23 protein-coding genes and 1 pseudogene are annotated in these 24,240 nt (G+C 70.3%); 14 read left to right on the top strand and 10 right to left on the bottom strand.

From position 1 onward, the window contains the following. The first annotated feature begins 59 nt into the window (after window positions 1–59). Window positions 60–1,094 carry a helix-turn-helix domain-containing protein gene (locus ACFYYT_RS28375; protein ID WP_351822057.1) on the top strand — a complete coding sequence of 345 codons (1,035 nt, stop codon included), beginning with the start codon at window positions 60–62 and terminating at the stop codon, window positions 1,092–1,094. 27 nt (window positions 1,095–1,121) lie between these two features. Here ACFYYT_RS28375 and ACFYYT_RS28380 read toward each other — a convergent pair whose 3' ends face one another. The 3 genes from ACFYYT_RS28380 to ACFYYT_RS28390 all read right to left on the bottom strand — a co-directional run bounded on the left by ACFYYT_RS28380 (window position 1,122) and on the right by ACFYYT_RS28390 (window position 4,298). Further along, the gene (locus ACFYYT_RS28380; RefSeq protein WP_351822054.1) at window positions 1,122–1,718 is read right to left on the bottom strand and encodes an NAD(P)-binding domain-containing protein; all 597 of its coding nucleotides are present in this window, start codon (window positions 1,716–1,718) and stop codon (window positions 1,122–1,124) included. An 85-nt stretch (window positions 1,719–1,803) separates the two neighbouring features. Beyond that, entirely contained in the window at window positions 1,804–2,622 is an 819-nt protein-coding gene (locus tag ACFYYT_RS28385) for a 3'(2'),5'-bisphosphate nucleotidase CysQ (protein WP_351822051.1), read from the bottom strand. Window positions 2,623–2,789: 167 nt separating this feature from the next. Then, complete coding sequence (locus ACFYYT_RS28390; protein ID WP_351822048.1) at window positions 2,790–4,298, bottom strand: GMC family oxidoreductase N-terminal domain-containing protein; 1,509 nt, start codon at window positions 4,296–4,298, stop codon at window positions 2,790–2,792. Window positions 4,299–4,688: 390 nt separating this feature from the next. Between ACFYYT_RS28390 and ACFYYT_RS28395 the strand changes: the two genes are divergently transcribed. The 4 genes from ACFYYT_RS28395 (at window position 4,689) to ACFYYT_RS28410 (ending at window position 7,417) form a co-directional block, all read left to right on the top strand. Next, on the top strand, window positions 4,689–5,447 hold the full coding sequence (locus ACFYYT_RS28395) for an AAA family ATPase (RefSeq protein WP_351822045.1): 759 nt from the start codon (window positions 4,689–4,691) through the stop codon (window positions 5,445–5,447). Window positions 5,448–5,641: 194 nt separating this feature from the next. After that, a complete protein-coding gene (locus ACFYYT_RS28400) occupies window positions 5,642–6,145 on the top strand; it encodes an N-acetyltransferase (protein ID WP_351822042.1) in 504 nt (167 codons plus the stop codon). A 69-nt stretch (window positions 6,146–6,214) separates the two neighbouring features. Next, window positions 6,215–6,673 (top strand): glutaredoxin domain-containing protein, encoded by a 459-nt coding sequence (locus ACFYYT_RS28405; RefSeq protein WP_351822039.1) that lies wholly within the window; start codon window positions 6,215–6,217, stop codon window positions 6,671–6,673. A 138-nt stretch (window positions 6,674–6,811) separates the two neighbouring features. Beyond that, window positions 6,812–7,417, top strand: a complete 606-nt coding sequence (locus ACFYYT_RS28410) for a hypothetical protein (RefSeq protein ID WP_351822037.1) — start codon at window positions 6,812–6,814, stop codon at window positions 7,415–7,417. Between the two features lie 113 nt (window positions 7,418–7,530). Here the strand turns inward: ACFYYT_RS28410 and ACFYYT_RS28415 are convergent, their stop codons facing one another. The 3 genes from ACFYYT_RS28415 to ACFYYT_RS28425 all read right to left on the bottom strand — a co-directional run bounded on the left by ACFYYT_RS28415 (window position 7,531) and on the right by ACFYYT_RS28425 (window position 9,989). Then, a complete protein-coding gene (locus tag ACFYYT_RS28415) occupies window positions 7,531–7,902 on the bottom strand; it encodes an STAS domain-containing protein (RefSeq protein WP_351822035.1) in 372 nt (123 codons plus the stop codon). Continuing rightward, on the bottom strand, window positions 7,899–9,251 hold the full coding sequence (locus ACFYYT_RS28420) for a GAF domain-containing SpoIIE family protein phosphatase (RefSeq protein WP_351822033.1): 1,353 nt from the start codon (window positions 9,249–9,251) through the stop codon (window positions 7,899–7,901). Before ACFYYT_RS28420 ends, ACFYYT_RS28415 begins: the two co-directional genes overlap by 4 nt. A 435-nt stretch (window positions 9,252–9,686) precedes the next feature. Continuing rightward, window positions 9,687–9,989, bottom strand: coding sequence for a hypothetical protein (locus tag ACFYYT_RS28425; RefSeq protein WP_351822030.1), 303 nt, complete (start codon window positions 9,987–9,989; stop codon window positions 9,687–9,689). Between the two features lie 40 nt (window positions 9,990–10,029). Between ACFYYT_RS28425 and ACFYYT_RS28430 the strand changes: the two genes are divergently transcribed. From ACFYYT_RS28430 to ACFYYT_RS28440, 3 genes and pseudogenes are all read left to right on the top strand, one after another. Continuing rightward, on the top strand, window positions 10,030–10,491 hold the full coding sequence (locus ACFYYT_RS28430) for a MarR family transcriptional regulator (RefSeq protein ID WP_351822028.1): 462 nt from the start codon (window positions 10,030–10,032) through the stop codon (window positions 10,489–10,491). Window positions 10,492–10,570: 79 nt separating this feature from the next. Then, window positions 10,571–11,929, top strand: a pseudogene (locus tag ACFYYT_RS28435) (MFS transporter); the annotation flags it as partial. Between the two features lie 23 nt (window positions 11,930–11,952). Next, on the top strand, window positions 11,953–12,246 hold the full coding sequence (locus ACFYYT_RS28440; protein ID WP_351822025.1) for a DUF1330 domain-containing protein: 294 nt from the start codon (window positions 11,953–11,955) through the stop codon (window positions 12,244–12,246). A 1,484-nt stretch (window positions 12,247–13,730) separates the two neighbouring features. On the opposite strand, the gene ACFYYT_RS28445 is transcribed toward ACFYYT_RS28440, so the two are convergent. Together ACFYYT_RS28445 and ACFYYT_RS28450 are read right to left on the bottom strand one after the other, a co-directional pair. After that, window positions 13,731–14,120: a hypothetical protein gene (locus ACFYYT_RS28445; RefSeq protein WP_351822022.1), complete on the bottom strand. Its 390-nt coding sequence runs from the start codon at window positions 14,118–14,120 to the stop codon at window positions 13,731–13,733. Window positions 14,121–14,705: 585 nt separating this feature from the next. Next, complete coding sequence (locus ACFYYT_RS28450; protein ID WP_351822019.1) at window positions 14,706–15,434, bottom strand: peptidylprolyl isomerase; 729 nt, start codon at window positions 15,432–15,434, stop codon at window positions 14,706–14,708. Window positions 15,435–15,655: 221 nt separating this feature from the next. Between ACFYYT_RS28450 and ACFYYT_RS28455 the strand changes: the two genes are divergently transcribed. Together ACFYYT_RS28455 and ACFYYT_RS28460 are read left to right on the top strand one after the other, a co-directional pair. Further along, complete coding sequence (locus tag ACFYYT_RS28455) at window positions 15,656–16,084, top strand: hypothetical protein (protein WP_351822016.1); 429 nt, start codon at window positions 15,656–15,658, stop codon at window positions 16,082–16,084. A gap of 769 nt (window positions 16,085–16,853) precedes the next feature. After that, window positions 16,854–18,176: a hypothetical protein gene (locus tag ACFYYT_RS28460; RefSeq protein WP_351822013.1), complete on the top strand. Its 1,323-nt coding sequence runs from the start codon at window positions 16,854–16,856 to the stop codon at window positions 18,174–18,176. Between the two features lie 16 nt (window positions 18,177–18,192). Here the strand turns inward: ACFYYT_RS28460 and ACFYYT_RS28465 are convergent, their stop codons facing one another. Further along, window positions 18,193–19,809: an MFS transporter gene (locus ACFYYT_RS28465; RefSeq protein ID WP_351822010.1), complete on the bottom strand. Its 1,617-nt coding sequence runs from the start codon at window positions 19,807–19,809 to the stop codon at window positions 18,193–18,195. Between the two features lie 85 nt (window positions 19,810–19,894). Continuing rightward, on the bottom strand, window positions 19,895–20,848 hold the full coding sequence (locus ACFYYT_RS28470; protein ID WP_351822008.1) for a YhjD/YihY/BrkB family envelope integrity protein: 954 nt from the start codon (window positions 20,846–20,848) through the stop codon (window positions 19,895–19,897). A 217-nt stretch (window positions 20,849–21,065) separates the two neighbouring features. Here ACFYYT_RS28470 and ACFYYT_RS28475 point away from each other — a divergent pair, with 217 nt between their 5' ends. From ACFYYT_RS28475 to ACFYYT_RS28490, 4 genes are all read left to right on the top strand, one after another. After that, window positions 21,066–21,767 carry a GAP family protein gene (locus tag ACFYYT_RS28475; protein WP_388609737.1) on the top strand — a complete coding sequence of 234 codons (702 nt, stop codon included), beginning with the start codon at window positions 21,066–21,068 and terminating at the stop codon, window positions 21,765–21,767. A gap of 171 nt (window positions 21,768–21,938) precedes the next feature. Continuing rightward, the gene (locus ACFYYT_RS28480; protein WP_351822002.1) at window positions 21,939–22,406 is read left to right on the top strand and encodes a DUF6325 family protein; all 468 of its coding nucleotides are present in this window, start codon (window positions 21,939–21,941) and stop codon (window positions 22,404–22,406) included. Window positions 22,407–22,484: 78 nt separating this feature from the next. Then, complete coding sequence (locus ACFYYT_RS28485) at window positions 22,485–22,775, top strand: SHOCT domain-containing protein (protein WP_351821999.1); 291 nt, start codon at window positions 22,485–22,487, stop codon at window positions 22,773–22,775. A 624-nt stretch (window positions 22,776–23,399) separates the two neighbouring features. After that, a complete protein-coding gene (locus ACFYYT_RS28490) occupies window positions 23,400–23,987 on the top strand; it encodes a potassium channel family protein (protein WP_351821996.1) in 588 nt (195 codons plus the stop codon). Window positions 23,988–24,240: the final 253 nt, after the last annotated feature.

Here is a 24,240-nt window from a genome sequence, read left to right on the forward strand (position 1 = left end):
CGGATTACGATCACCGCAGGATGGCGTCGAAGCCATGAACACGAGGGGATCGGAGAGGGATGCACGGCACTGGAGCGGAGGTCGACCGCGCGCGCGGAGTGTTCGCGGTGGACTCGACCGCACCGGGCGCGGCACCGCGGGGGCTCGACGTCTTCCGGCGTGGATGGGAGACGCAGATCGGCGACAACGTCTTTCAGCTTCCGGCCTTCAGCCCGGACACGATCGGCGACTTCCGGGTCAAGGGCAACGTGACCAAGGTGCACGGCGCGGCGATCGCCGATCTGCACGCCGCGTCGGCGACCCGGACCGCGGACGTCCCGGGAGGCGATCAGGATCTGGTCGCCATGTACGTGGTGCGGCGCGGCGCGTGGACCCTGGGCGGCCCGCCCGGCTACGGCGACCAGACCGTGTCGGCCGGGCAGTTCCTCGTCCGGCACCTCGGGCGCCTGACGGCCTTCGAGACGAGCGCGCACCTCACGGCGAAGTTCCTCGTCCTGCCCCCCGACGAGCTCAAACCCCTGGTCGGGAGCCGGGCCATCACCGGGGCGGCGGACTCGGCCGAGATACGCCTGCTGACAGCCCTCACGGACATGATCCACACCACCGTGGCCGACCTCGGACCGGCCGGTGTGGAAGCGGCCCACGGCACCCTGATCGAGCTGGCCAAGGCGGTGGCGAAGGGCCGGTTCGACGACGTGGAACCCCGGCTGGCTCCCGCCCTCACCCAGGCCGCCAAGGACGTCGCGGACCGTCGGCTCACGGATCCCGGCCTTTCTCCGGCGATGCTCGCGCGTGAACTCAACGTCTCCGTCCGTACGCTGCACCGGGCGTTCGCCGCGGTGGGTGAGCAGGTGACCACCTACATCCGCCACCGGCGACTGCACGAGGCCCGGCTCGCCCTTGTCGCACCGTCAGGGCGCCTGAGCATCTCGGAACTCGCCGCGCACTGGCAGTTCGCGGACGGCAGCCACTTCACCCGGGCCTTCAAGAAGCACTACGGTCAGACTCCCACCGAGTACGCCCGTTCGGCCGGAGCGGTCCCGCTCCCGCCCGACCGGCACCCGCCCGGCCGGGGACCGGCCGAAGGCGTGTGACCCCGGCGGCGGTGCGGCGTAGGCGGATCAGCGGGCTATCGAGATCGCGAAGGGCGTGAATCCGCTGGACCGGATCACGTGCGGCACGAACAGGATCGCGGCCTCCGTGGCGCGGGCGGTCCGGATCCCGCCGAGATCGGTGATCCACTCCTCGCGCCAGCCGAGGTCGGTGAGGAGTGCGCGGACGGTCTGCTTGGCCTGCGGATCCTCGCCGGAGAGGAAGGCCTCGGGTGCCTGGGTGAGGCTCGCGGGCGCGGTCATCACCGGGAAGAGCATGGTGTTGAGCGTCTTGACGACATGCGTTTCGGGCAGCGCCTCCTGGAGTTGCTCGGCGAGGCTGGAGCCGGGGTAGAGGAGATCGGCGGGAAGTCCGTCCGGTCCGTCGAGGGTGGCGTTGGAGACGTCGACGAGGATCTTGCCGGACAGTTCGGCGCGCAGGGCGACGAGCCGGTCCAGCGAGCCGTCGCCCGGGGTGGCGTTGATGACGATCCGGGCCGTCCGGGCGGCGTCGGCGGCGGCGCCCGGAGCGCGGTCCGCCACGGTCACCTCGTGCCCGGCCCGGGTGAGGGCGGTGGCGAGGCTGCCGCCGACGCGGCCGTTCCCGAGAACTGCGATCTTGCTCATGGTGATCTGGTCCTTTCCGTACGTACGGGTTGTGGTGCGCGGGTGCGCGGGTGCGCGGGTGCGCGGGTGCGCGGGTGTGTGGGGGTCAGCGCGAGAGCGTGGCGACGGCTTCGGCGTGGACGCCGGGCGCGGCGGCCAGGAAGCTCTCGCTCTGCGGGGTCCAGGGCCGGCCCTCGGCGTCGGAGATCCGTCCGCCGGCTTCGGTGACGAGCAGCGCCCCGGGGAGCAGGTCCGCGCGGGCACCGGCGAACTGCCAGAAGGCGTCGATCCGGCCGGCGGCCACGTTCGTCAGGTGCAGGGTCGCGGGCACGGCGGTGCGGACGACGAGCGCGTCGAAGAGCATCGCGGTGATAGAGGAGCCGACGCGCCGCACGACCTTCTCGTCCTCGTCCGGCCGGGCCTGGCTGGTGGCCACGATGCTCAGGCCGAGGTCCGCGGTGGGGGAGACGTGCAGCGGCCGTCCGTCGAGGTGGGCGCCCGCGCCGGTGCGCGCGGTGTAGGTCTCGCCGGTCAGCGGCAGATGGACCACGGTGAGGACCGGCTGGTTGTCGCGCACGAGGGTGGCGGTGACCGCCCACTCGGGCAGGGCGTGCAGGTGGTTGACGTTGCCTTCGGCCGGGTCCACGACCCACCACTCGCCGGGCGGCAGCGCCCCGCCGTCCAGCTCGTCCTCCACCCAGCCGGCGTTCGGGCGCAGGCTCGTCAAGCGCGGCCGCAGGATGTCGAGGGCCGCGTCGTCGTTGCCGGCGAGCGCGCTCATCAGCTCTTCGCGCGTCCGGTAGCGAACCACCTCGCCGAAGCGCTCGCGCAGTGCCGACCCGGCCTCGCGCACGGCGATCTCGGTCCCGGCGAGCAGGTCGGCGTCGGAGGCGGCGACGTCTGTGGTCGGAAGGGTTTCGGACATGGTGGTGCTCCTGTCTGAGGAGGGGTGGGGAGGCCGGCCGGGGCCGAACTGCGCGTTGCCGCTTGCGCTTTCGTCTCGAAGGTATCCACCCCCATGGTTAACTTCAAATGCATGTCAAGCACGTCTGGGATTACTCACATGCAACTGACTGCTCGCGGCGCGGATGCTCAGCCGATCAGGCCGGCGGCCCGTTCGGCGATGGCGTAGACGGTCGCGTTGGTGTTGGCCGAGGGAATGGACGGCATCACCGAGGCATCGGCGACCCGCAGTCCCTCCATCCCGTACACGCGCAGGTTCGCGGGGTCGACGACGGCACCGGCGTCGGTTCCCATGCGGCAGGTGCCGGTGAAGTGGAAGTAGGGGCCGGTGGCCTGGCGAATGAACTCGTCCACGCCTGCCCCGCTCGTCCCGGAGCCCGGTACCGCTTCCCGCTTGCGCCAGTCGGCGAACGCGTCGGCCTCCCCGATACGGCGTGCCAGGGCCAGGCCCTTGCGCATGACCTCCAGGTCACGGTCGTCGCTCAGGTAGCCGGGGTCGACAACGGGGGCGCTGGCCGGATCGGCGTCCGCCAGGCGCACCGTGCCGCTGCTGTGCGGGGCCATCGCGGAGAAGGCGATGGAGTAGCCGTGGGCCGGCGGCCGGCCCCATGCCGAGGGGAGCGGCGCGGCGACCACGTAGATCTGAAGGTCCGGCCGGGCCGCGGCGGGGTCGCTGTACAGCAGGCCCATCATTTCGGCCGGGGGGTTGGCAGGAACGAACGGTACGGGCCGGAGCGCCTCGTACACCACGCCCGCCAGCGGATGGTCCTGCAGATGGGAGCCCACTCCCGGCAGATCGGCGACGACATCGATGCCGTGTTCGCCAAGATGCCCTGCCGGGCCGAGCCCTGACAGCATCAGGAGGTGCGCGGAACCGATGGCTCCCGCGGTCAGCACCACCTCGGCGCTCTCGACGGACACGCGCACGCCGCCCACGGTGTACTCGACGCCCGTGCAGCGCCCCGCAGCGGTGCGCAGCCGCTGCACGGTCGCGTCCGTGACGACGTCCAGGTTCGGCCGGTCGAGGAACGGACGGATGTAGGCGTCGGCCGCGCTCTGGCGGGCACCGCCGGGCAGATTCATGTCACTCCACCCGAACCCGGTCTCCAGCCCGCCGCCGATGTCCTCGGCTCGCGTGAACCCGGCCCGCACCGCGGCGTCGACGGCCGCCGTGGCCAGGGGATGGGGTTCGGGGACGGGGGCGACCACGACCGGACCGTCCGTGCCCCGTACGGAGGCGTCCCGCCCGCGAGTGCTCTCGGTGCGGCGGAAGAAGGGCAGCAGGTCGTCGAAACCCCAGCCCGGAGCCCCGAGTCCGGGCCATTCGTCGTAACCGGAGCGGTGCCCCCGCAGGTGGTAGAGGCCGTTGATGCTCGACGACCCGCCGAGCGCCCTGCCGCGCAGCACGTCGGCAGCCCTGCCCGTCCCGGCCTGCACGGTCGAGGTCCCCAGCCAGAGGGATGACGGGTCGAACCCCAGGAACCCCCACGGAGATGCCATGGCCTCGGTCGCGTCCGCGGCTCCCGCCTCCAGCAACAGCACCCGCACGCCGGGGCGTTCCGAAAGCCGCGAGGCGATCACGCACCCCGCTGTCCCCGCTCCCACCACGACATAGTCATAGGGACTCTTGGCGATCATGTCTCACTTCCCACGGCAGCACGGTCCGGCCACCGATTTCAGAAAAGCAGCTCCACGATGATCAAAGAGCTGATTGCGTTCATGTACGGGAGGGGCCGCACCCCCGCGGCCTCCCCTCTGCCTTCGAATCCTAAAAAGGCCGACCCAGCAGGCACTTGAACCACCGCGCCATCAGTCCGGAACCTCAGCGCCATACCGCGGACCACGGGTAGGACGGCGGGGAAGCTCCGTGCGGGATGCTGCTCGTGTACAGGGTGCCCGGGCCGCCCTGCACGCCGCCCACGAGGAGTTCCCGTGTTCGAAAGCATCCGGAGCCTTGCTCCAGAGCGTGCCGCGCGACTTGCCTACCTGGTCGAGCAGTGCGAGCCGTTGCTGGATCAAGGCGAGGGCATGGAGCATGTCCAGCGGCGGCTGCGGGACCTCGGGGCCGGGCTCCTCGACTCGATCGTCGTCACCCGGGAACTGCTGGGAGCCGGCTCTGGGGACCTCCGGGAAGCGAAGGAGACGGTCCTGTCGAGCGCCGCGCGGATCACCGAGCTGCCGGCGCATCAGCAACTCGTGGACGTGGCGGCGCAGGCGAAGGACGTTGCCGACGGCCTCAGGCAGCTGCCCCGGACCCAGGGGGCCACCACCAGGATCGTCGCGATCGACGGCACCGGAGGATCAGGCAAGTCGACGCTGGCTGCCGCGGTGGCCGGACACCTCGACGGCGCCGTCATCGTCCACGTCGACGACTTCTACCGTCCCATGCCCGACGGGGAGCGAGAGCAACTCGACGCGGAACAGGGCTACCACCGCTACTTCGACTGGGAACGACTCCGGGACCAGGTCCTGATACCGCTGCGGGACGGCCGAGCCACCCGCTACCAGGTTTACGACTGGACCACCGGACAACTCGGAGCCTGGCGAGAGCTCGCCCCTGGAACGGTGGTAATCGTCGAAGGGGTCTACTCCACCCGCCCGGAGCTGGCCCACTACTACCACTTCACCACGTACGTCGACACCCCGCGCAGCGTCTGCCTGCAGCGCGTGCGAGCACGGGGTGAGAATCCCGAGGAATGGATCGAACGTTGGCGCGCCGCCGAGGACCACTACCTGCACACCACATGGCCCCAGACCAGAGCCAAGCTCCTCGTCAGGGGCTGCTGAAGCAGGAAAGCGCATGATCAAGCAGCGAACGCCGACTCCGAGAAGCCGTTGCCCTACCGATCATGAAGTCTGTCGATCGAACGGGACCTCCGACCGGCTGATCGCGGGCCCTGCTCGGCATAAGAAGAGAGCCTGGCGGTATGCGGGGAAAATCCAGGGGAGCGGACGGCGGCGCGCTGCTACGGTCGGACGCCATGAGCTGGCTTCCCGATCACTTCGTCCACCCCGTCCTGGTACCGCTGCCCGGCGGGGGCCATCACCTGCGGCCGATCCGGGAGGCGGACACCCCGCTCGACTATCCGGCCGTGATGGGTTCGCGCGAGCGCCTGTGGACCATCTTCGGCCCGGCGTGGGGCTGGCCCGCGGCCACGATGACCTACGAGGCCGACCAGGCCGACCTCTTGCGGCACGAGAAGGAAATAGCCGCGCACCAGTCCTTCAACTACGCACTGTTCGACGCGGCGGAGACGGTTCTGCTCGGCTGTGTCTACATCGACCCGCCGGAGAAGGCCGGCGCGGACGGCGAGATCTCCTGGTGGGTGGTGGACGAGCTGGTGGGCAGCAAGGTCGAGCAGGCCCTCGACGCGCTGGTGCCGCAGTGGATCGCCGCCGACTGGCCGTTCGAACAGCCACGCTTCCTCGGCCGTGAGATCTCCTGGTCGGACTGGCTCGCCTTGCCGAAGCATCCCGACACGTAAGTGGTGTTGCCCGCAAGGCTGTCGGCCCAGTTCGAGGTCCATTTAGGCTCATCGGTAGTCTTCATCCTCATGATGCGCGCATGGATCCTGCCGATGCTGCTGGTGCTCTGCGGCTTGGTCCTTGCAGCTGGGCGGATCATCAGCGGGACCCCCGGTGCAGCCACCGCCCTCCTGCTGGTCTTTGTGCTGCTCGCAGGCATGAACTCGCCTCTGATTTTCCCGAGGTCGATCAGCGCGGTGGAGGCACAACACCGCAGCGCGGTCGACGGCCGACCGGTCGTCTTCTGGCGACCCGGCTGCAAGTACTGCATGCGGCTGCGCATCCGGTTGGGCCGCAGCGCCCGCCGGCTGCACTGGGTCGACATCTGGCGCGACCCCGCTGGAGCCGCAGCGGTGAGGGCAGCGAACAACGGCAACGAGACAGTGCCGACCGTCGTCGTGGCGGGTCAGCCGCACACCAATCCCGATCCTGCCTGGGTGCGCGAGCAACTCCCCCGCTCCGCGCGATCGGGACGCGACGGAGGTTGAAGAACAAGCTCAGTGCGTGTTCGTGCTCCACGCATGACATGAGGCGCGGAGCGCGCACGAAAGGTGGGAAACGCCTGCGCGGAAGTTGCGACGCAAATTCCTTGGAGGGCCGCGTCCAGCCGTCGTTACCATCGCGGCATGATCAAGAGTGAAGGTGCCCTGTTGGGGGCGGAAGCCGCCCGCCGATTGTCCCACCTCGGGCGTTTCGATATTTCGCCAGGCCTGTCAGAGGCAGAATTCGGGCGCATCGAAGAGGAATTCGGTTTCGAGTTCAGTGACGACCATCGCGCGTTCTTGGCGGCAGGCTTGCCCATCGGTCGTCCGTCCGGGCAGGGGCGCGTCTCGCCCACGTGGCCCGACTGGCGCAACGGTGATGCCGACGAGCTCCGTGACCGGCTTGCCTGGCCGGTTGACGGTGTGCTCTTCGACGTAGAAGAGAACGGCTTCTGGCCGGAAGACTGGGGAGCCAAGCCCGGAGTGCCGGCAGAGGCCCTGGCGCTGGCCCGTGAACGTCTGGCTGAGGTGCCGAAAATGGTGCCCATCTGCTCGCACCGGTACCTGCCTGCGGGTCGTGGTACCTATGGCCACCCCGTCTTGTCCATGTATCAGACCGACATCATCTACTACGGCGCCGACCTGATCGACTACGTCCACCAGGAGTTCGGCGGGCCCAGGCCGGATCGTCAGGGGGAGGCCTGCGCCCACCAGGCGACCGTCCCCTTCTGGCACGACCTCGTGGGATGAAGCCCCACCGCCTGTTCGTGAGGCCCAGGCGGCAGGGCCCGCCCTTTTGCAGCCCCCACCCTCCGTGTCGAGTCACGGTACGCCGTGACGGTCGCGGAGCCAGTCGGACGGGGTTACGTGGTGGCCGTGTCGTGCGTGCGGGTGTGCGCGGCGAGGGCGTGGGTGGCGGTGGGGTGAGTGGGCAGCAGGGTGCTCAGGCCGGTGAGGTCAAGCAGCCGCGCAAGGCGGTCGGGGACGGCGGCGAGGACCAGGCTGCCGCCGACGGTCTTGGCGCAGCGGAGGATGCCCACGAGGGCGTTGAAGCCGGAGGAGTCGCAGAAGGTGACGGCCCCGAGGTCCAGGATCAGGTGCCGGTGGCCTTGTTCGATCAGGGCCAGTGCCTGGGTGCGCAGGTGGGGGGCGGTGGCTATGTCGAGTTCCCCGGTGATGCGGGTCAGGGCGAGATCGCCGTCGGTGTGCCGTGCGGTGAGGCGGAAGTCGGTCACGTTCGGTTCTCCGGCGTCTCGCCGGCGGTGGCGACGGTATGGGCGGCTGCGGTTGCGACGAGGCCGGCTGCGGCGTCGTCAAGGGGGACGGACAAGGCCAGCAGGGCCACGTCGTCTGCGGCCCCGTGGGGAGTGGCGTCGATGAGGTCGATGGTGTCCCCTATCACCGCCGTGGCGCCGACGGGACCGGTGCGGGTGCGGAGGAAACGGGTCAGGCCGTCTTCGCCGATCATTCCTCCGCCCAGCGTGCGGGCCTCGGTCAGTCCGTCGGTGTAGAGGAGCAGTCCTTCGCCGGGTGCGAGGTGGAAGGTGTGGGAGGCGAAGCGCGCCTCGGGGAGGGCTCCGATGAGCATGCCGCCCTTGAGGCGCACCGCTTCCACTGCCCCCTCCGCGCGCAGGTGGTAGACCGGCGGGTGCCCGCCGGTGGCTACCACAACGGTGAACCCGGCCTTCTCGTGCGGTTCCAGGATGCCGAAGACGGCAGTGCAGAACCGGGTACCGACGGCCGGGTCGAGGAGCAGCGCCGTGTTCAGGGAGGTGAGGACTCGGTCGGGGTCCGGGTCGATCTGCGCGGCGGCGCGCAGGGTGTAGCGGGTCAGGGAGGTGACGGCGGCCGCTTCGGGGCCCTTGCCGCACACGTCGCCGAGGAAGAAGGCCCACCGTGTGCCGTCGAGGGGGAAGACGTCGTAGAAGTCGCCACCCACGTCCCGCGGGGAGGCGGTGGCGTAGTGGCATGCCAGCTCCAGCCCCGGCACCACCGGCAGTGCCGGCGGCAGCAGGGTGCGCTGGAGGGCGGAGGCGAATGCCTGGATGGCGGCCGTGTCGCGCTCCGCCCGCTCGCGGGCCTCCTCCTGCTCGATGCGCCGCTCCTGCTCTGCGCGCAGGGCGTTCAGGGCCGACAGGCGCAACTCCAGCTCGTCGAGCACGATCGCGGCCAGGTCGGCGAGGGTGGCGGTGTCGTCCTCGGTGATCAGGCGCGGCTTGGTGTCGAGGATGTTGACGGTGCCCAGCCGGTGCCCGTCGCTCGTGATGATCGGCGCGGCCGCATAGAAACGGACCGCCATCGCCCCGGTGACCAGGCCGTTATGGGAAGCAACGGGGTCACTGAGCGTGTCCGGGATCACCAGTGTTTCGTCGGCGAGGATCGCCGAGCCACACAGGCCCGGCTCCCGGCTGATCTCGCTCACGCCGTCCAGCCCGTGCGCGGCCTTGAACCAGATCCGGTCCTCGTCCACGATCGTCACGCTCGCCACCGGCACCTTGAACAGCCGCGCCGCCATCGCCGCGACGCGGTCGAAGGCGCCGTCCGGCGGGGTGTCGAGGATGTCGTATCGGCGCACCGCGCCCATACGGGCCGCTTCCTCTGCCGCACTGAGCGTCTGCCGGCCCCGCATGCCTGCCGGGCCGGTTGCATGTCCCGCTTGCGGCATCGTCTGCCTCTCCTTGCCGCGTCGGCCTGGATGGCTGACAACTGCGGCAGCCTAGACCAGCCTCCCGCCGCCAAGAAACCAAGGCGGGCTCAAGCGGTCAGTACATCACCGCTGTTCAGGGGGCAGCCCCGACTCCGCCGGGGCGGGGCGCAAGCCGGGACGCCGGGCTCAGCCGCCAGGCGGGACAGCCCGTGAACCCGGCCGGCCTCCAAGTCCACCCGCATGAGATCGGCGTCCCTTGCCACCGCGAAAGCACTTGGCGATCACGAGAAGCCCGCAACACCGGGCCACAAAAACCGGCGAAACCCGGAGCCGACACGCCCCAGGCGTCCCCCAGCGCTGAAGCGCGGCTACCTACGCTGGGGCCGCTGACTCCCGCTTGTCCTCAACGTGGACGACGTGAAGCTCGGTGCCGTCCCGGTGGCGCTTGGAACGTCCGAACAGCCCGACAGAGATCTGCGACTGATCCTGAGGCTCATCGAGGCCGACATAGGTGAGGACGTCGTTGTGCTGCCCCGTCACGACCCATCCCTCGACGTCCTTGACGTCGATCACCCCAAAGTCTCCTGCCGGAGATCCGGCACGCGCCGGGCCGAACTTCTTCAGGAGGTCGGTCGCCTGTTCGGCGATCACCGCCGCGCCAGTCGAGTCGGCCATTTTCCATAAGCCATGAATATAAAAGTGCTATGCTTCGAGCATGAGTCGTCAAGACGCCGCTCCTGGCGCGCCCGCCGCCGCCATCGGGGCTGCTCTCTACGGTCTGGCCACCAGGGCCGCGAGGCGCCTGCCCCGGGACATGAGCCTGACGTCCGCCGCCACCCTGGCCACCCTGGACCGGACCGGCCCGCGGCGGATCACCGATCTGGCCGCGGTCGAGGGCGTCACCCAGCCCGCGATGACCGCCCTGGTCCGTGTGATGGAGGAGTCCGGCATGGTCGAGCGGCGGGGCGACGCGTCCGACAAGCGGGTCACACTCGTGTGCCTGACCGAGGCCGGCGCCGCCTATGTCCGGACGCGGCGCCAGGCGGGCGTCCACGCGTTCGAGCGGCTGATCGGCGAGCTGACCGGCGCCGAGGTCGACGCACTGGTGGCGGCCCTTCCGGCGCTGAAGCATCTGGCAGAACTCGAAAACCAGGACCGCGAACGGCCGAGGCAGTGACCGGCCAGCCGGTCGGCGGGGCGCGGTGAAGGCGTTCCCGGTGGCGCGTTCCGAGGCGCGGCTGCTGGTCCCCGCCCTGATGTTCATCGCTCTGGTCGTGGCGGCGGTCGCCAGCCTCGGGACGCCGCTCATCACCAGCGTGGCGACCTCGTTCCACGTCTCGCTCGACACCGCGCAATGGACGCTGACCGTCGCACTGCTCAGCGGCGCAGTCGCCACGCCGGTCCTGGGCCGGCTCGGAGCCGGCCCGCACCGGCGGGCCACGATCCTCGCCACGCTGGCGGTCGTCGTCGCGGGCAGCGCGCTCACCGTGCTCCCGCTGCCGTTCGCGTGGCTGCTGGCCGGCAGGGCGGCCCAGGGCGTCGGGCTCGGGCTGACGGCGCTGATGATGGGCGTGGCCCGGGACCACCTCCCCGAGGAGCGCAGCGCGGCCGTGATCGCCCTGATCTCGGTGGTCTCGATCATCGGGGCCGGCGTCGGCTACCCGCTGGCCGCACTGCTCGCCGAGCTCGGCGGGGTACGGGCCGCCTACGGCCTCGGCCTGGTCGTCACCGCCGCCGCCCTCCTGGCCGCGTGGCGCTCCATGCCCGAAGCCCCCGAAGGCCGCTCCGCCGACGTGGACGTGACGGGCGCGGTCGTCCTGGCCGCTGCGCTGCTCCTGATGCTGTTCCTCGCCGGCGAACGGAACCTGTGGAGCCGGCACCTCGCCGTGGCGGCGGGCCTCGCCGTCGTCGCGGTGGTTCTGCTCTGCGTCTGGGTTGTCATCGAACTGCGCGGCACGACGCCCCTGGTCGATGTGCGGGCGGTGCGGCACCCGGCGGTCGCCGGGGCGAACCTCGCCATGTTCGTCGGCGGGATCGGCATGTACCTCCTGCTCACGCTCATCACCCGGTACGCGCAGACGCCCCACGGCGCCGGCGCTGACTACGGCTTCGGGCTGACGACCTTCGCCGCCGGGCTGGTCCTCATCCCCTTCTCGGTGCTGGGGTTCGTCGCCGGCAAGCTCACGCCGCGGCTCCGGACGCGGATCGCCGACCCCCTGCTCCTGGCCGGCAGCGCCGTCGTGGTCGGCGGCGGGTTCGTCCTGTTCGCGGCGGCCCGCTCGGACCTGGCCGAACTGTTCGCGGCGATGGGCGTGCTCGGCTTCGGCGTCGGCGGCTTCTCGGCCGCGATGCCCGGCGTCATCCTGGCCGTCACCCCCAAGAGCGAGACGTCGAGCGCCATGAGCTTCAACTACGTCGTCCGCAGCGTCGGGTACTCCCTGGGCAGCGCCATCGGCGGCCTCATCCTCGCCGCGGGCACCGGCCCCGGCCACCTCTTCCCCGACGACAGCGCCTACACCGCCGCGGCGCTGGTCGGCATCGGCGCCATGGCGATCACGACGCTGACCAGCCTCGCTGTCGCCCGCCGATACCCACCTGTAAGTCAGATGCACTCATCCCAACCAACACTGGAGGTTCCATGCCCAAGGGCTACTGGGTCAGCGTTTACCGCACCATTTCGGACCCTGAGAAGCTGGCTGCCTACAACAAGCTGGCCGGTCCGGCCGTCCAGCTCGGAGGCGGGCGCCCCCTCGTCCGTGGCGGACGGGTCGCCGCATACGACGCCGGAATCGCCGAGCGCACCGTCCTGATCGAGTTCGACAGCTTCGAACAGGCCGTCGCGGCACGCGAGAGCGCGGCCTACCAGGAGGCGCTGGTCGCCCTCTCCGACGGCGTCGAGCGCGACTTCCGCATCGTCGAAGGCATCGAGTGACCGAGGTCCAGCCGGATCTCCACTGAGCCTCAGTGGACGGCATAGTGCGGGAGTGGACGACATCGCCGGGGACGCCGCCGCCGCGTCGACCCCACCCGATGCGCGCGCCACTCCCGCGCGGCAGCCGCACCACCGCCCCCGAGTGGGCGGTGCCGCGCATCCGGTGTGTACCGGGCGGATGCACAACCTCACCGGTGCGCACCCACCCGCACGGGGGCGAGGTCACCGGTACCGAGCCACCACGTTCTCCGCCACCCACGGGCCCGTTCCACCCGCTTGCAGAGTCGGGACGACGTCCGTCGGCGCGTCGGCGAGTACCTGGCCGACGACGTGCGCGATCCCCGGCGCCGCAGCGGCCTGGCTGTCCGCGGCCGTTCCCGGAGCGGACCCGACAGCCGCTCCACCTCCACCTCCGGTGCCAGGCGCCCGGACATGGACACCTCCTGCCCACGCACTACACAGACCGGGCCGCCCCCGGCACAGGACGTAGGGCCGGGCCAGGGCAGCGTCGGCCCCCCGCGCGTGCCGACCGCCACGACCAGGCGTGCGCGCCGCCGTACCAGCGCCCTCCATCTCCAGCCAGACCTGGCAGCCGGACGCGGTCCGTCCCGCCGATCAGCAGCAGCACCACACCGCCGGCCCGGCCAGGGCAACGGACCCGGCCGCAGCCGGTGAGGGGATGCGCTCAACGTCCGGGACGGTCACACCCGAAGGGACATCGCCGGAGACGGCACCACCGGCTGCGTCGAGCACACGGTTGAAGCAGCCCGTCGGAGCATGGCTGACCCCGCCAGCCGCAGGATCCTCCTCGCCTCCATCCACCAGGACGAAGGCGTGGCCGTCCCGCGCCCTGACCGTCGCTGTCGGCGAGCTGGGCGAGGTAGGCAGCCAGGGCGCTCGGGCCTCCACCGCTGTAGCCGACGTTGTAACCGCGGCCCTCGCGCTGCGGGAGAACACGGCCGCCGGCGCCTCGTACGAGGAAGCGCACCCCGCCATCCGCGCCTGGGCCCAGGGCGGCGCGGCCAAGCGAGGCACGAACGAGCTGAGTCTGGGCGACCTCAAGGCCGTGCAGCAGACCTGAGCGACGCCTCCAGACGCCCACGGACCAGCCGTCCGTGGGCGTCCTCGGGGCCGCCTGTACCTCCACGCCCGCTTCGCGCCGTGGGACAGACGGAGAAGTCGCCGTGCCAGCTGTCGGGATACGGCCGCACCGGCCACGCCGCGCGCGGCCGTGACCGAGGCGGGTGCGGAGGACGGACCCACCCCATCACGGAGGCGCCGTCTCCGAAGCCGTCACCCCCGCGTCGCTCCCACTCCGCGACACCCCATGGAAAGCGACGACGTATCCGGCTGCGACATGGAGGCATCGTGACCGACCACCACGCTCATCTGCTCGCCGCCATCGTCGAGCTCGGCGGGTAGCTGGAGTTCCCGGCTACCCGTAACGGGCGCTTCAGGGGCGCGGTCGTCAGAAGGCTGCGCGGTCAGCGCCGGCCGCCGCCGATGCGGCGGTCGTCGGCCAGTGCGGTCAGCGGGCCGAACTCGCGGGCAAGCTCAGTCCACGACAGAACCTCGCCACAGCGGGCCGGGAACTCCTTCGGGTTGAACTCGGGCATGGTCCAGGTGCCAGTGCCCCGGTCCCGCAGCCACAGGTCCCCGTCACCGTCGACCACAGTCGGCGGGACCGGTACGGGCTCGGCCTGATCGGTGGGATCCCAGGTGACCCGGCCCGGGTGGGAAGCGCGGCGCAGCTCGGTGGTGGCCAGCCGAGCGGCCACGTCACGGGCGGACTCTTCGGCGACCCTGACCGACTCGAGTCGGAATGCGTCGTCGAGTACGGGCAGGGCTGGATTCTTGCTGCGCTTTGAGCTCATACGCTGACTACCTCCGGTGGGGGGCGTCACATCCGTTATGGCACCCCGTAGAGGAACACGGTATCCGAGGCGGGAGCCGGGACGGCCACAACCACGGTCCAGGTGGAGGCGCCGGCACATCGGGCGGTGGGGCTAGGGGGTGAGCTGGTCCCGGACGTGGCGCAACCCGTGGCGGTAGCGCTCAGGTATGGCGGTGCGGGTCTGAGACGGTGAGGCCGCCGGGGCGAGCGGACGTCGAGCCGGGGCGGGTACGGGCTCCGAACCGGGTTCAGGAACCTCCACGCCCGGACCCCGAGGCCGGCGCGTGCGCCCACACCCTCCCGACCTGGCCCCGGCCGCCCACTCGGTTCGACGGGTCCTCGCAACCGGCGAGGCGTACACCAGGCACCGGCAGCAGGCCGCACCTGCCAAAGGCGCGGGGCGTACCCGGTGACGGGGCGGCTCCCGTCACCGGACGGCGGGGCTTGCGGGCGTTGGCGGACCGTGTACGGGCGGCCTGGTGGACGCTGTCGGACCGGGATCGGATCGCTACGGCCGCCGACCCGCCCTGCGACTCCGACGGCGACCGGCTGGCCGCCCGACCGGTCAGTGCCGGTTGGACGGCCGGACGCACAGCAGCTCGGTCCGCAGCACGGGGGTGCCGTCGACCGGCGCGGGGTTCTCCGTGGTCGGCTGGATTCCGCCGGCGGCGACCTTGTCGAGTGTCGCCAGGCCGTCGGGGCCGACCGTGCCGAACACCGTGTAGTTCGGTCGCAGCGCGGAGTCGCCGTAGACGACGAAGAACTGTGAACCGTTCGTGTTCGGACCGGCGTTGGCCATCGCCAGCAGGCCGCGTCCGTAGAGGCGGCGCGCGCCGGTCGGGTCGGTGGGGGCGGGAGGCAGATCCAGCGGCAGCTCGTCCTTGTACTTGTACCCGGGCCCGCCCTCACCGCTGCCGGTCGGGTCGCCGCACTGCAGGACCTTCAGCGTCGGATACGCCGTCAGACGGTGGCACACCGTGCGGTCGTAGAAACCGTGCCGCGCCAGGTGCAGGAAGCTCTGGACCGTGCACGGCGCCTTGGCCTGGTCCAAGTGCAGCGGGAGCGGGCCCTGGCTGGTCGCAACGGTCACGTCGACCACGCCGCGGTGCGGGGTGCGCCGGGGGTCGGGCGGCAGCGGAACGGGGCGCGCGGGCGGTTCGTCCGGGGTCTGTGCGTACTGGCACGGGCCGTGCGTGGTGCGCGGCGGAGCGCCGCCGTCGGAAGCGGTGGCGGCACTTCCCCCGGACACGACTAACGCCACGGCCGCAAGTCCGCTGATCAGTGCTCGGTTCATCTTCCGCACCCTCCTGATGATCGCCAGGTCTTGGAGCGGTCGCAGTCTAGGGCGTGACGGGGGCGGCGGGAATGGGGCAAGTGGCAACCGGCAACCGGCAGCCCGCCGGGCAGGCCGCCAGGCTTCCTGGGCGATGTCGAGAAGGCAGCCAGTTGCGGGTAGGGGGTTCCAGGGGGAATGTGAAAAGAGGTGTGAGAAACGACTGCGATCGATGCCGGGACATGCCGCGCCTCATTTCGAGGTGTGCGAGGACGAACCCGGAGAGCGAGATCGAGATGACGAACGTCAAATTCAAGAGCGTTTTCGCTTCCGCCATGGCGAGTGGCGACCATGCACAGTTGATCATCTTGCGTGTGGAGGGCGAGGACGTCTGGGAGGGGGCCATCGCCCAAGGGGAGACCGTCGACGTCGACGTGAAAATGCCCATCACCACCTTGCACGTCGAGATGGGGACCAGGGGAGTAGATGCCCTGGGCCACCCAAGTGACTTCCTCGGCTTCGTGCACTTGGTGGAAAATCCGCCTCCCGTCGAGGAGGCGGTCTGGACAGTCACCGCTTTCGACAGCGGGGACAATCAGACCGTCTTCCGGAGCAAAGTCCCGGGCCACGAAGGAAGGTTCGAGGTCAGGTACGTTATTCCAAGTCCCTGATGCCGAAATCACCGCGTTGCCCGCGGTCCAAGACGCCTGACGAGAAGGACGTGACGGCATGCCTGACGAATCCGAGGTGAACGACCCGCAGGGAGGGGCCTTCGACGAGGTTCTCGCTGAGCTGGACGACGCCGAGGCTCGACTTCGAGAGGTGCACCGAAAGGCTCGTGCGCTGTGGGGGAACGAAGACGGGGGCACTCGCTGCTTGAGGTGCTTCGATCCCGTCTGCCCTTCCTACAAGGAACCTCACTCGGGGAACCTTTGTGCTCGCGACACCTGCCGTCATCATTTCGCCTCCCACGATTTCGGCTGAAGGATCCGGAGCCAGTACGGGCGGGCCGCGATCGGCAGGGCGATGCCGTGGACGGCGAAGGCGACGATCCCGATCCAGGGGACTGGACGCGCTGTCGGTCGGGAGCCTGTCGGGGGCCTGTTGGGGGCCTGCAACGGAGGGCCGACGCCCGCGCCCGGCCCGATCCGGCCCTGAACGGCGGCCTGCCCACGTTCTACGTCGCTTTCGACGCCCTCCAGGCCGACGGTGACGTGCTGCTCGCGCTGCCGTACCGGGAGCGCAGACGCCGCCTGGACGCGCACGGCGGTGGCGGGCGGTCCGGAGCCGGAGCCGGAGCCGACCTGTATCGACCCCGAACCGCCCGTGGACGTTGCTGCCCACGCGGGCGACCGCCCGCCTCACCTGATCGGACCTCCCCGCCTCGCGCGGTCACACCGCCCGATGTTTGTCTGAGGTCCGAACGGTAGGAGGCTGGTGATGTCCCAGGACAACGACCAGACGGAGCTGGCCGTACTGCGGGCGCGGATTGTGGCGCTGGAGGCGGCGGCCGCGCAGCGGCCACCGCGGCGGCACCGGATGCGTTCACTCCTGGCCGCCGTACTGATCGTCATCGGCTGTGTCCTGGCGCCCATCGGGATCGTGGCGGCCTGGACGTCCGACATCGCCGGGGACACCAACCGTTACGTCACGACCGTCGCGCCGCTCGCCTCCGACCCGGACGTCCAGGCGGCCGTGGCGAACCGGGTCACGGGCGCGGTCATGGAACACATCGATCTCCCCGCGCTCCTCGCGGACACGGCCCCCGACCAGCGTCCCCTGCTCGAAAAGGCACTGGGCCGGCTCGGCGGCTCCCTCGAAGGTGCGCTGACCAGCTTCGTCCGGGACAAGGCACAGGACGTCGTCGCCTCGGATGCCTTCGAGACGATCTGGACCAACGCCAACCGCACGGTCCACACCTCGTTCGTCCGCGCCCTGACCGGCAACGACGACGGCGCCGTACAGATCAAGAACGACTCGGTGACCCTCGACCTCGCCCCCGTGATCGAGCAGGTCAAGGACCGGCTCGTGAAGTCGGGGCTGAAGGTGGCGGGCAAGATCCCGGAGATCCACACCGACTTCACCGTCGTCCAGTCGAAGGACATCGGCCGGGTCAAGACCGGATTCCGGCTCCTGGAGCTCGCGGGCGTGTGGCTGCCCATCCTCGCCGTGCTCCTCGCCGTCGCCGGCGTCCTGCTCTCCGCGCACCGGCGCCGTGCCCTCATCGCCGCCGCCCTCGGCTTCGCCGCTGGGGCCCTGGTCCTCGGCGTCGTGCTGACGGTCTTCCGCACGGTGTACCTCAACGCCCTCCCGGACAGCGTCTCCCAGGCGGCCGCCGGCTCCGTCTACGACGCCCTGATCCGCCTCCTGCGCACCTCGGTCCGCACGGTGGCGGTCCTCGGCGTGGTACTCGCCCTCGGCGCCTGGCTATCCGGCCCGGGCCGGTGGGCCACGGCGGTCCGCCAGATGTGGCGCTCCGGCATCGGCGCCACCCGCGCCACGGCCGATCGTATGGGGCTTCGCACCGGTCCGGTCGGTCCGTTCGTCCACCGCTACCGCGGCTGGATCACGTGGATGCTGGTGGCGGCCGCCGTCGTGGGGTACGTCCTGTGGCCCCACCCCACCGGCTGGGTCGTCGTCGGATTCGCCCTCGCTCTGCTCTTCGTCCTCGCGGTGGCGGACTTCCTCGCCGAGGACACGGAGCCGGCCGGCGCGGCGGGTCCGGCCGGCACGGGTGCGGGAAGTCAGCGGCCCCCCGCATAGCTCTAGGGGTTCCGGATCACCGACGCGTCGCGGCGGGCTGGCTCGCGGGGATGCGCTGTGTGAAGAAGAGCGCGGTCAGTGCGGCCACGCCGAGGATGGCGAGCGCGGCGCGCAGGCCGGCGATCCGGGCGGTGGCGTTCGCGTCGACCGCTGCCTGGGTTTCGGCCGTGTCGGCGCCCGCCTTTTCGAGGGCGGCGGTGAGCTGCTCGTCCGACAGGAACGGGGCGCCACCGCTGAGGCTGATTCCGGCCTGCTGTTTGACGTCCGCGGGGATCGCCGGGCTCTGTTCGATGGTGGCCAGGAACGACGAGGTCAGCACCGCGATGAGCATCGATCCGGCGAGGGCGGTGCCGATCGACGCGCCGAGGTTGGTGACGGTGTTCTGGACGCCGCCGACCTCGGCGCTCTGCTCGTCCGGGACGGCCGAGACGGTCACCGATCCGAGCTGGGAGGCGAGCGCCCCCATCCCCAGCCCGATCAGCAGGAGCGGGACGATGACGACGGACGGGCCGGAATTCACGTCCAGGGCAGCCAGCAGGATGACGGCCCCGGCGAACATCGCCAGGATTCCGAGTTTCACGACGCGCCGCGGTGAGGCGTCCGGGAGGAGTTTGGGGATCCCGATCGCGGCGGCGAGCAGGGACAGGGAAAGCGGGAGGATCAGCACACCGGTGTGGAGGGCGGTCAGACCGAGGGAGACGGAGAGGTACAGCGGAACGACAAAGAACACGCCCATCTGGACGAGGTACTGGAAGAAGAACATGGTCAGGCCACCGGTGAGCTGACGGTTGCGCAGCAGCGCGGGGTCGATGAGCGGTTCGGTGCCCCGGGCGACCCGGCGTTCCTCCCAGCGGAAGAAGAGCCAGATCAGCAGGAGGCCGGCCAGCATCAGCCAGATGACGGGGGAAAGTCCGGCCCAGGAGGGCCCGGTGGCCTTGGGCTGGAACCAGCCCCACGTGCTCGTGCGCAGCACGCCGAACACGAACAGGCCGATACCCACGGCGGACAGGATCGCGCCCAGGACGTCGATGCGCGTGCGCTGCTCGGGGAGCGCGTCGTTGACGCGGCGGGCGAGCATGAGGATGGCCGCCACCACCAGGACCTCGCCGGCGAACACCCAGCGCCAGGAGAAGAAGGTGGTCGCCAGCCCGCCGATGAGCGGTCCGAGCGCGATCGCCACCGCTCCCGCAGCCGCGACCAGGCCGTAGGCGGCCGGGCGCCGCTCCACACCGAAGTTCGAGGCCACCAACGCCACGATCGCGGGCAGGATCAGCGCCGCTCCCACACCTTCGAGGAACGACCAGCCGAACATGAGGACCGGCAGGCTCGGTGCGAGTGCCGTCGTCAAGGACCCGCATCCGTAGATGACGCAGCCGATCATGAAGGCCCGTCTGCGGCCGATGAGCGCGCCGACCTTGCCGCCACAGACCATGAGCATGGCCATCACCAGCGTGTAGGCCGTGATCGCGCCCTGGATTCCGGTCACGGTGGTTCCGACGTCCTCCGCGACCGTCGCGATCGAGACGTTCATCACCGAGCTGTCCAGAGCCATCAGGAACTGCCCCGCCGACAGTGTCAGCAGGACGAGCTTCGCGGCTCCCGCTTTCTCGCCCGTGCGCGCCATGGCTGACATGAAGGCAGTTTGCCACCGCGGTGAAGGGCACCCGGTCGCCGCGCCGGTCAGGTCAGCCGACCGGCCGGACGTTCTCGGGTGGTGCTCACGGCTTCGCCCGCTCCGGTCGCCGCCAGTTCGGGGCCGGGCTGTTCAGCCGGCGGGCGAGCCACGGATCCTGCGCCAGGACGGCGCCCACGCTGATGCCGATCGCGACGGCCACACACAACACGATCAGCCACGACAGCAGGACGAAGACCGAGCCGGCCGCCCCGTATTCGGCCAGCGCCCGGTTGAGGGCGACGGGCATGTAGAAGCGCGCCGTCAGCGACAGCGCGGTGACGGCACCGGCGGTGATCAGCGCACCGGGGAGCAGAGGAAGCCACCCGACGGTCCCGCCCAGCAACAGGTGCTGGGTCCACCACCACGCCGCCGTCTGGAAGACGAGCGTGAGGGGGACGCCCAGCCACAGGCCGACGCCGAACCCGTCGCGCACCGGGCCCTGTACGACGAGCAGACACATCCAGACAGCGATCCACACCCCCCAGCGCCAGACGGCGATCCGGGCCCCCCTCCGGGGTATTTCCCAGGCCCGCTTGCACAACCGCTGCACGGCACGGCTCACGGCCGTCGCCGACAGCAGCACCATCAGGGAGCCCACCACCCCCACCGTGCTCTGCACACCCTCGTCGTGGGATCCGCCGAAGAGGTCGTTCAGCTGGTCGTTCGCCGCCCCGGTGAGCCCGAATACCGCGCGCAGCGAGGCGGCCAGCTGGTCCTGCAGACCCGGCGGAGCGAACGACGCGATGACGAAGAGCAGGGGCACCGCGGTCAGGAAGACCTGCGCGGCCACCCGCGTCGCGGAGTCGAAGATGTTCACCGACACCATGCGCTCCGCCATCTGGGTGATCACCGGGAACCGGATCTCGACGTCGAGCTGGAGGCGCCGCACGGCTGCCACCGTCTGCCGCGAGCGGGTCCGCCACCAGGAGGACCGCAGTACGCCGCGCACCCGCCGGCCGACGGGCATCAGCAGCACACCGGTCGGAGCCGGGGGCATGCGGAGCCGGGAGACCGACGGCCGGACGCCAGGTTCAGAGCCGGCGGAGCGGTCGTCGTCATGAGGCCTCCTTCGTGTGCGTCCAGATTGGAGGACCCGGCCGGGTGGGGCATCTCGGACGGCGGCGGGGCGCAAGACGCAGAAGATGTCGCGAAGCCGTACGGTGCGTAATGTCGTCGTGTCTTCGCGTCCGATGTCGTCACAGGATTGGGGCGTCGTGGCCCTCGACCTCATGCTCATCGCACTGGCCATCGTCCTCGACCCGCTGCCCATCATGGCGTTCGTCCTGGTCGTGTCGTCCGCCAGGGGCGCGTGGAAGGGGCTGGTCTTCATCCTGGCCTGGCTCGCTTGCCTCGTGGTGGTCATCGCGATCGTCCTCGGGGTCACTGGCGGGGAGCCCCCGGCACCCCGATCCCCGCCCGGCTTGGCGGGCCTGGTGGCCAAGCTGGCCATCGGTATCGCGCTGGTGAGCTACGGATTGCGTCGCCGCCACCGCGTGCGGACGGCCGCCGACCAGAGCTCGGCCCCGGCCGGCGGCCCCGGGCCGCCCAGCCCCCCTTCAGGCGACACGGCCTCCGAAATGACCGCCACGATGGACAACAGCTCGGTCTGGGCGGCGGCGGGCCTGGCCGTGGTGCTCCAGCCGTGGGGCATGGTGGCGGCGGGTGCGGTGACTGTGCTTGAGGCGGACACGTCGCATCTGAGCTCCACTCTCGCCCTGTTCGGTTTCTGCCTGCTCGCCAGCGCCGGCCTGATCGGCGCCGAGCTCTACATCGTGCTCGCACCGCAGAGCGCCCAGGTCCGGCTGCTGCGGTTGCGGGGGTGGCTGGAGGGCCACAAGGAGCAGGCGATCGTGGTCATCTGCCTGGTTCTCGGCCTGTGGCTGACCGCCAAGAGCATCTACCAGTTGACCGGGTGACACCGCACCGGTGACCGGGGCGGCCGCCCGCACATGCGCAGGGGCGGGCGCGGTGCTGCAATGGGGGGAGGTGACGTCCGATCCAGCACCCCGTGTGCGCCGGGAACACCGGCAGCGCACCGTGGTCGACCGGGCGCGCCGATCACCTCCCTTCGCCTGACAGGAGTTGGCATGAGCAGCGAGGCCGAGGAACGCACAGAGTTCAATGACATCGAGGACATGGGCCCCGTCGACTACCTGGTGATCGAATTTCCGGGCAACCGCATGACGGGTGAGGGCTGGCCCCTGCTGGTCGATCTCGTCGAGCGGGGCATCATCCGCGTCCTCGACCTCGCCTTCGTCCGCAAGGACGAGGACGGTTCTGTCACAGGGCTGGAGATCCGTGACTTCGGCGACGAGGTCGATCTCAGCGTCTTCGAGGGAGCCTCGTCCGGACTGCTCGACCAGAGCGACCTGGACGAAGCCGGAACGGCGCTGGAGCCCGGCTCCTCGGCCGGCGTCCTCGTGTACGAGAACACGTGGGCGGCCCCGTTCGCCCGCGCCCTGCGGCGCGGCGGAGCACAGCTCGTGGCGTACGGGCGGATTCCCGTACAGGCGCTGCTCGCTTCGCTGGAGACCATGGAGGCCCCCCCGGGGTGACGGTCGCTTCCGCCCGCGTCAACGACATACGGGGAACGTGTGCAGATACGGCGTTCCCGCCATCTGGAGATGAGTGCCATGCCCGGACTTCTTCGCGGCGTCGCCCGCACCGCCGTCGTCGCCGGAACCGCCACGGCGGTGTCCAATCGGGTGTCCCGGCGGCAAGCAGGCCGCTGGGCACAACAGGATGCCGGACCGCAGCAGGCACCGGCTCAAAACGAGGCTCCGGCTCCGGCGCCGCCGCCCGCCGCCCCGGCCGACGACATGAGCAGCAAGATCGACCAGCTCAAGCAGCTCAGCTCCCTCAAGGAGCAAGGAGTCCTGACCGAGGAGGAATTCGCCGAGCAGAAGCGCCGAGTCCTCGGTTGAGCAGAGCGGCCGGATACGGTCAGCGGCCCACCCTGCGCGGCGGCGAGTCCTGCATGTCACAGGAGGCAGGGCCCAACAAGATGCCGGCGCACGCGAAGAAGAGGGCCTGGCTCCGATCGCGGGTCCTGCTGTTGTTCGCAGAGCTCCGCAGCCTCCTGTTCGTGGCAGTGAGACCGGCCGTCCTGGTCGTCCCGCCCGAAGGCTGCCTCCAGGGTTCAGCAGGGCGTTCAGTAGGCGTGGCATCCGGGTGAACGCGGTCCTGCCTGCGCGTCCATCGGCTTCTTCTGGTTCACCATGTTGTTCCTGTTGGTCGGACGGTTCGGTCGCCAGAAGCTGCTTCTATGAGCCGTGGCAGTCGGCGCGTCCGGATTGACACGTGGGCTGCCTTCCACACCCGGCCTCGGCGCGGGCCGCGGCTTGCCCCTCTCGGCCGTCATCGTCCGTCCCACGCGAAGGGCTATCGGCTCCGGTTACGACCACGGGCCGATGCGCGCCGTTGTCGTCTCTGCCGTCGTTCTTCGTTGTGATCGGGCTGGTGATCATCCTGAGTATGGCGCCCGGCACGAGGCGGGATCACTGCGACGTGTCCATGCGATCCGCAGCCATCGGGCCGGGGTGGGCTTCATGAACGCTGGCACGGGTGGGGTTCTCCAAACACACCACGGAGCACGGCGTCTGTTCGGCCGGCTCGTATGGAGCGCGCTGCGTGTGCTGGCCTCAGTCGCCACGCTGGTGACCCTGTATTACGCCGGGCCCCTGGACAAGGTCTCGATGAGTACCTCGATCGTCATCCTGATCCTGCTCACAGGTCTTGTGGGGTTCGTCGTCCTGGTCGCGTTCCAGGTCCGTTCCATCCTCCTCTCCCGGTACCCGGCGCTACGGGCCATCGAGGCGCTGGCGGTCAGCATTCCGTTCTTCCTGTTGCTGATCGCAGGAGGCTACGTCACGATGGCCGCGCAGTCTCCCGGCAGCTTCGGCAGGCACCTGTCACACACCAACGGGCTCTACTTCGCCGTGACCGTGTTCACCACCGTTGGGTTCGGCGACATTACCGCCAAGTCCGAGGCGGCCCAGCTGGCGGTCACCATGCAGATGCTGATGGACTTGATCGTCTTCGGCCTGGTCATCAAGGCCATTATGGGTGCGGCCCACCGCGGCCGGGAGCACATGCAGACCACGGCAGCCGACCCGCCCACGGACGACGGGCGCTGAGCCGGGCTGATGTGCACTGCAGGCCCCGGGCAGAACCAGCTGAACAGGCACTGCCCGGTCCGGGCCCCGCAGCCCCAGGTGGCGAGCGACTTCTCGGTCAAACAACCTGACAGCGGCAGCGGACGAGGGTACGGCTGGCAGCCCGGATCGTTCATGGCCTTTTAGGTGCGGTCGATGGACACCCATCGGCGCCGAAGCGTCGGTCGTTCACCAACTTCCCGAACTGCACCTCCAGGCTGCGACTCGCTCTGCA

Origin of the sequence: Streptomyces sp. NPDC002032 (assembly GCF_042890765.1) — a bacterium.
GTDB lineage: Bacteria > Actinomycetota > Actinomycetes > Streptomycetales > Streptomycetaceae > Streptomyces.

Excerpts from the sequence above, each read along its gene's own strand:
- ACFYYT_RS28405 (WP_351822039.1), top strand. The coding sequence starts at position 6,215 with ATGATGCGCGCATGGATCCTGCCGATGCTGCTGGTGCTCTGCGGCTTG.
- ACFYYT_RS28480 (WP_351822002.1), top strand. The coding sequence starts at position 21,939 with ATGAGCAGCGAGGCCGAGGAACGCACAGAGTTCAATGACATCGAGGAC.
- ACFYYT_RS28395 (WP_351822045.1), top strand. The coding sequence starts at position 4,689 with ATGGAGCATGTCCAGCGGCGGCTGCGGGACCTCGGGGCCGGGCTCCTC.
- ACFYYT_RS28400 (WP_351822042.1), top strand. The coding sequence starts at position 5,642 with ATGAGCTGGCTTCCCGATCACTTCGTCCACCCCGTCCTGGTACCGCTG.
- ACFYYT_RS28470 (WP_351822008.1), bottom strand. The coding sequence starts at position 20,848 with ATGCCCCCGGCTCCGACCGGTGTGCTGCTGATGCCCGTCGGCCGGCGG.
- ACFYYT_RS28465 (WP_351822010.1), bottom strand. The coding sequence starts at position 19,809 with ATGTCAGCCATGGCGCGCACGGGCGAGAAAGCGGGAGCCGCGAAGCTC.
- ACFYYT_RS28375 (WP_351822057.1), top strand. The coding sequence starts at position 60 with ATGCACGGCACTGGAGCGGAGGTCGACCGCGCGCGCGGAGTGTTCGCG.
- ACFYYT_RS28460 (WP_351822013.1), top strand. The coding sequence starts at position 16,854 with ATGTCCCAGGACAACGACCAGACGGAGCTGGCCGTACTGCGGGCGCGG.
- ACFYYT_RS28425 (WP_351822030.1), bottom strand. The coding sequence starts at position 9,989 with ATGGCCGACTCGACTGGCGCGGCGGTGATCGCCGAACAGGCGACCGAC.
- ACFYYT_RS28420 (WP_351822033.1), bottom strand. The coding sequence starts at position 9,251 with ATGGGCGCGGTGCGCCGATACGACATCCTCGACACCCCGCCGGACGGC.
- ACFYYT_RS28440 (WP_351822025.1), top strand. The coding sequence starts at position 11,953 with ATGCCCAAGGGCTACTGGGTCAGCGTTTACCGCACCATTTCGGACCCT.
- ACFYYT_RS28485 (WP_351821999.1), top strand. The coding sequence starts at position 22,485 with ATGCCCGGACTTCTTCGCGGCGTCGCCCGCACCGCCGTCGTCGCCGGA.
- ACFYYT_RS28430 (WP_351822028.1), top strand. The coding sequence starts at position 10,030 with ATGAGTCGTCAAGACGCCGCTCCTGGCGCGCCCGCCGCCGCCATCGGG.
- ACFYYT_RS28385 (WP_351822051.1), bottom strand. The coding sequence starts at position 2,622 with ATGTCCGAAACCCTTCCGACCACAGACGTCGCCGCCTCCGACGCCGAC.
- ACFYYT_RS28410 (WP_351822037.1), top strand. The coding sequence starts at position 6,812 with ATGATCAAGAGTGAAGGTGCCCTGTTGGGGGCGGAAGCCGCCCGCCGA.
- ACFYYT_RS28455 (WP_351822016.1), top strand. The coding sequence starts at position 15,656 with ATGCCGCGCCTCATTTCGAGGTGTGCGAGGACGAACCCGGAGAGCGAG.
- ACFYYT_RS28445 (WP_351822022.1), bottom strand. The coding sequence starts at position 14,120 with ATGAGCTCAAAGCGCAGCAAGAATCCAGCCCTGCCCGTACTCGACGAC.
- ACFYYT_RS28390 (WP_351822048.1), bottom strand. The coding sequence starts at position 4,298 with ATGATCGCCAAGAGTCCCTATGACTATGTCGTGGTGGGAGCGGGGACA.
- ACFYYT_RS28450 (WP_351822019.1), bottom strand. The coding sequence starts at position 15,434 with ATGAACCGAGCACTGATCAGCGGACTTGCGGCCGTGGCGTTAGTCGTG.
- ACFYYT_RS28490 (WP_351821996.1), top strand. The coding sequence starts at position 23,400 with ATGAACGCTGGCACGGGTGGGGTTCTCCAAACACACCACGGAGCACGG.
- ACFYYT_RS28380 (WP_351822054.1), bottom strand. The coding sequence starts at position 1,718 with ATGAGCAAGATCGCAGTTCTCGGGAACGGCCGCGTCGGCGGCAGCCTC.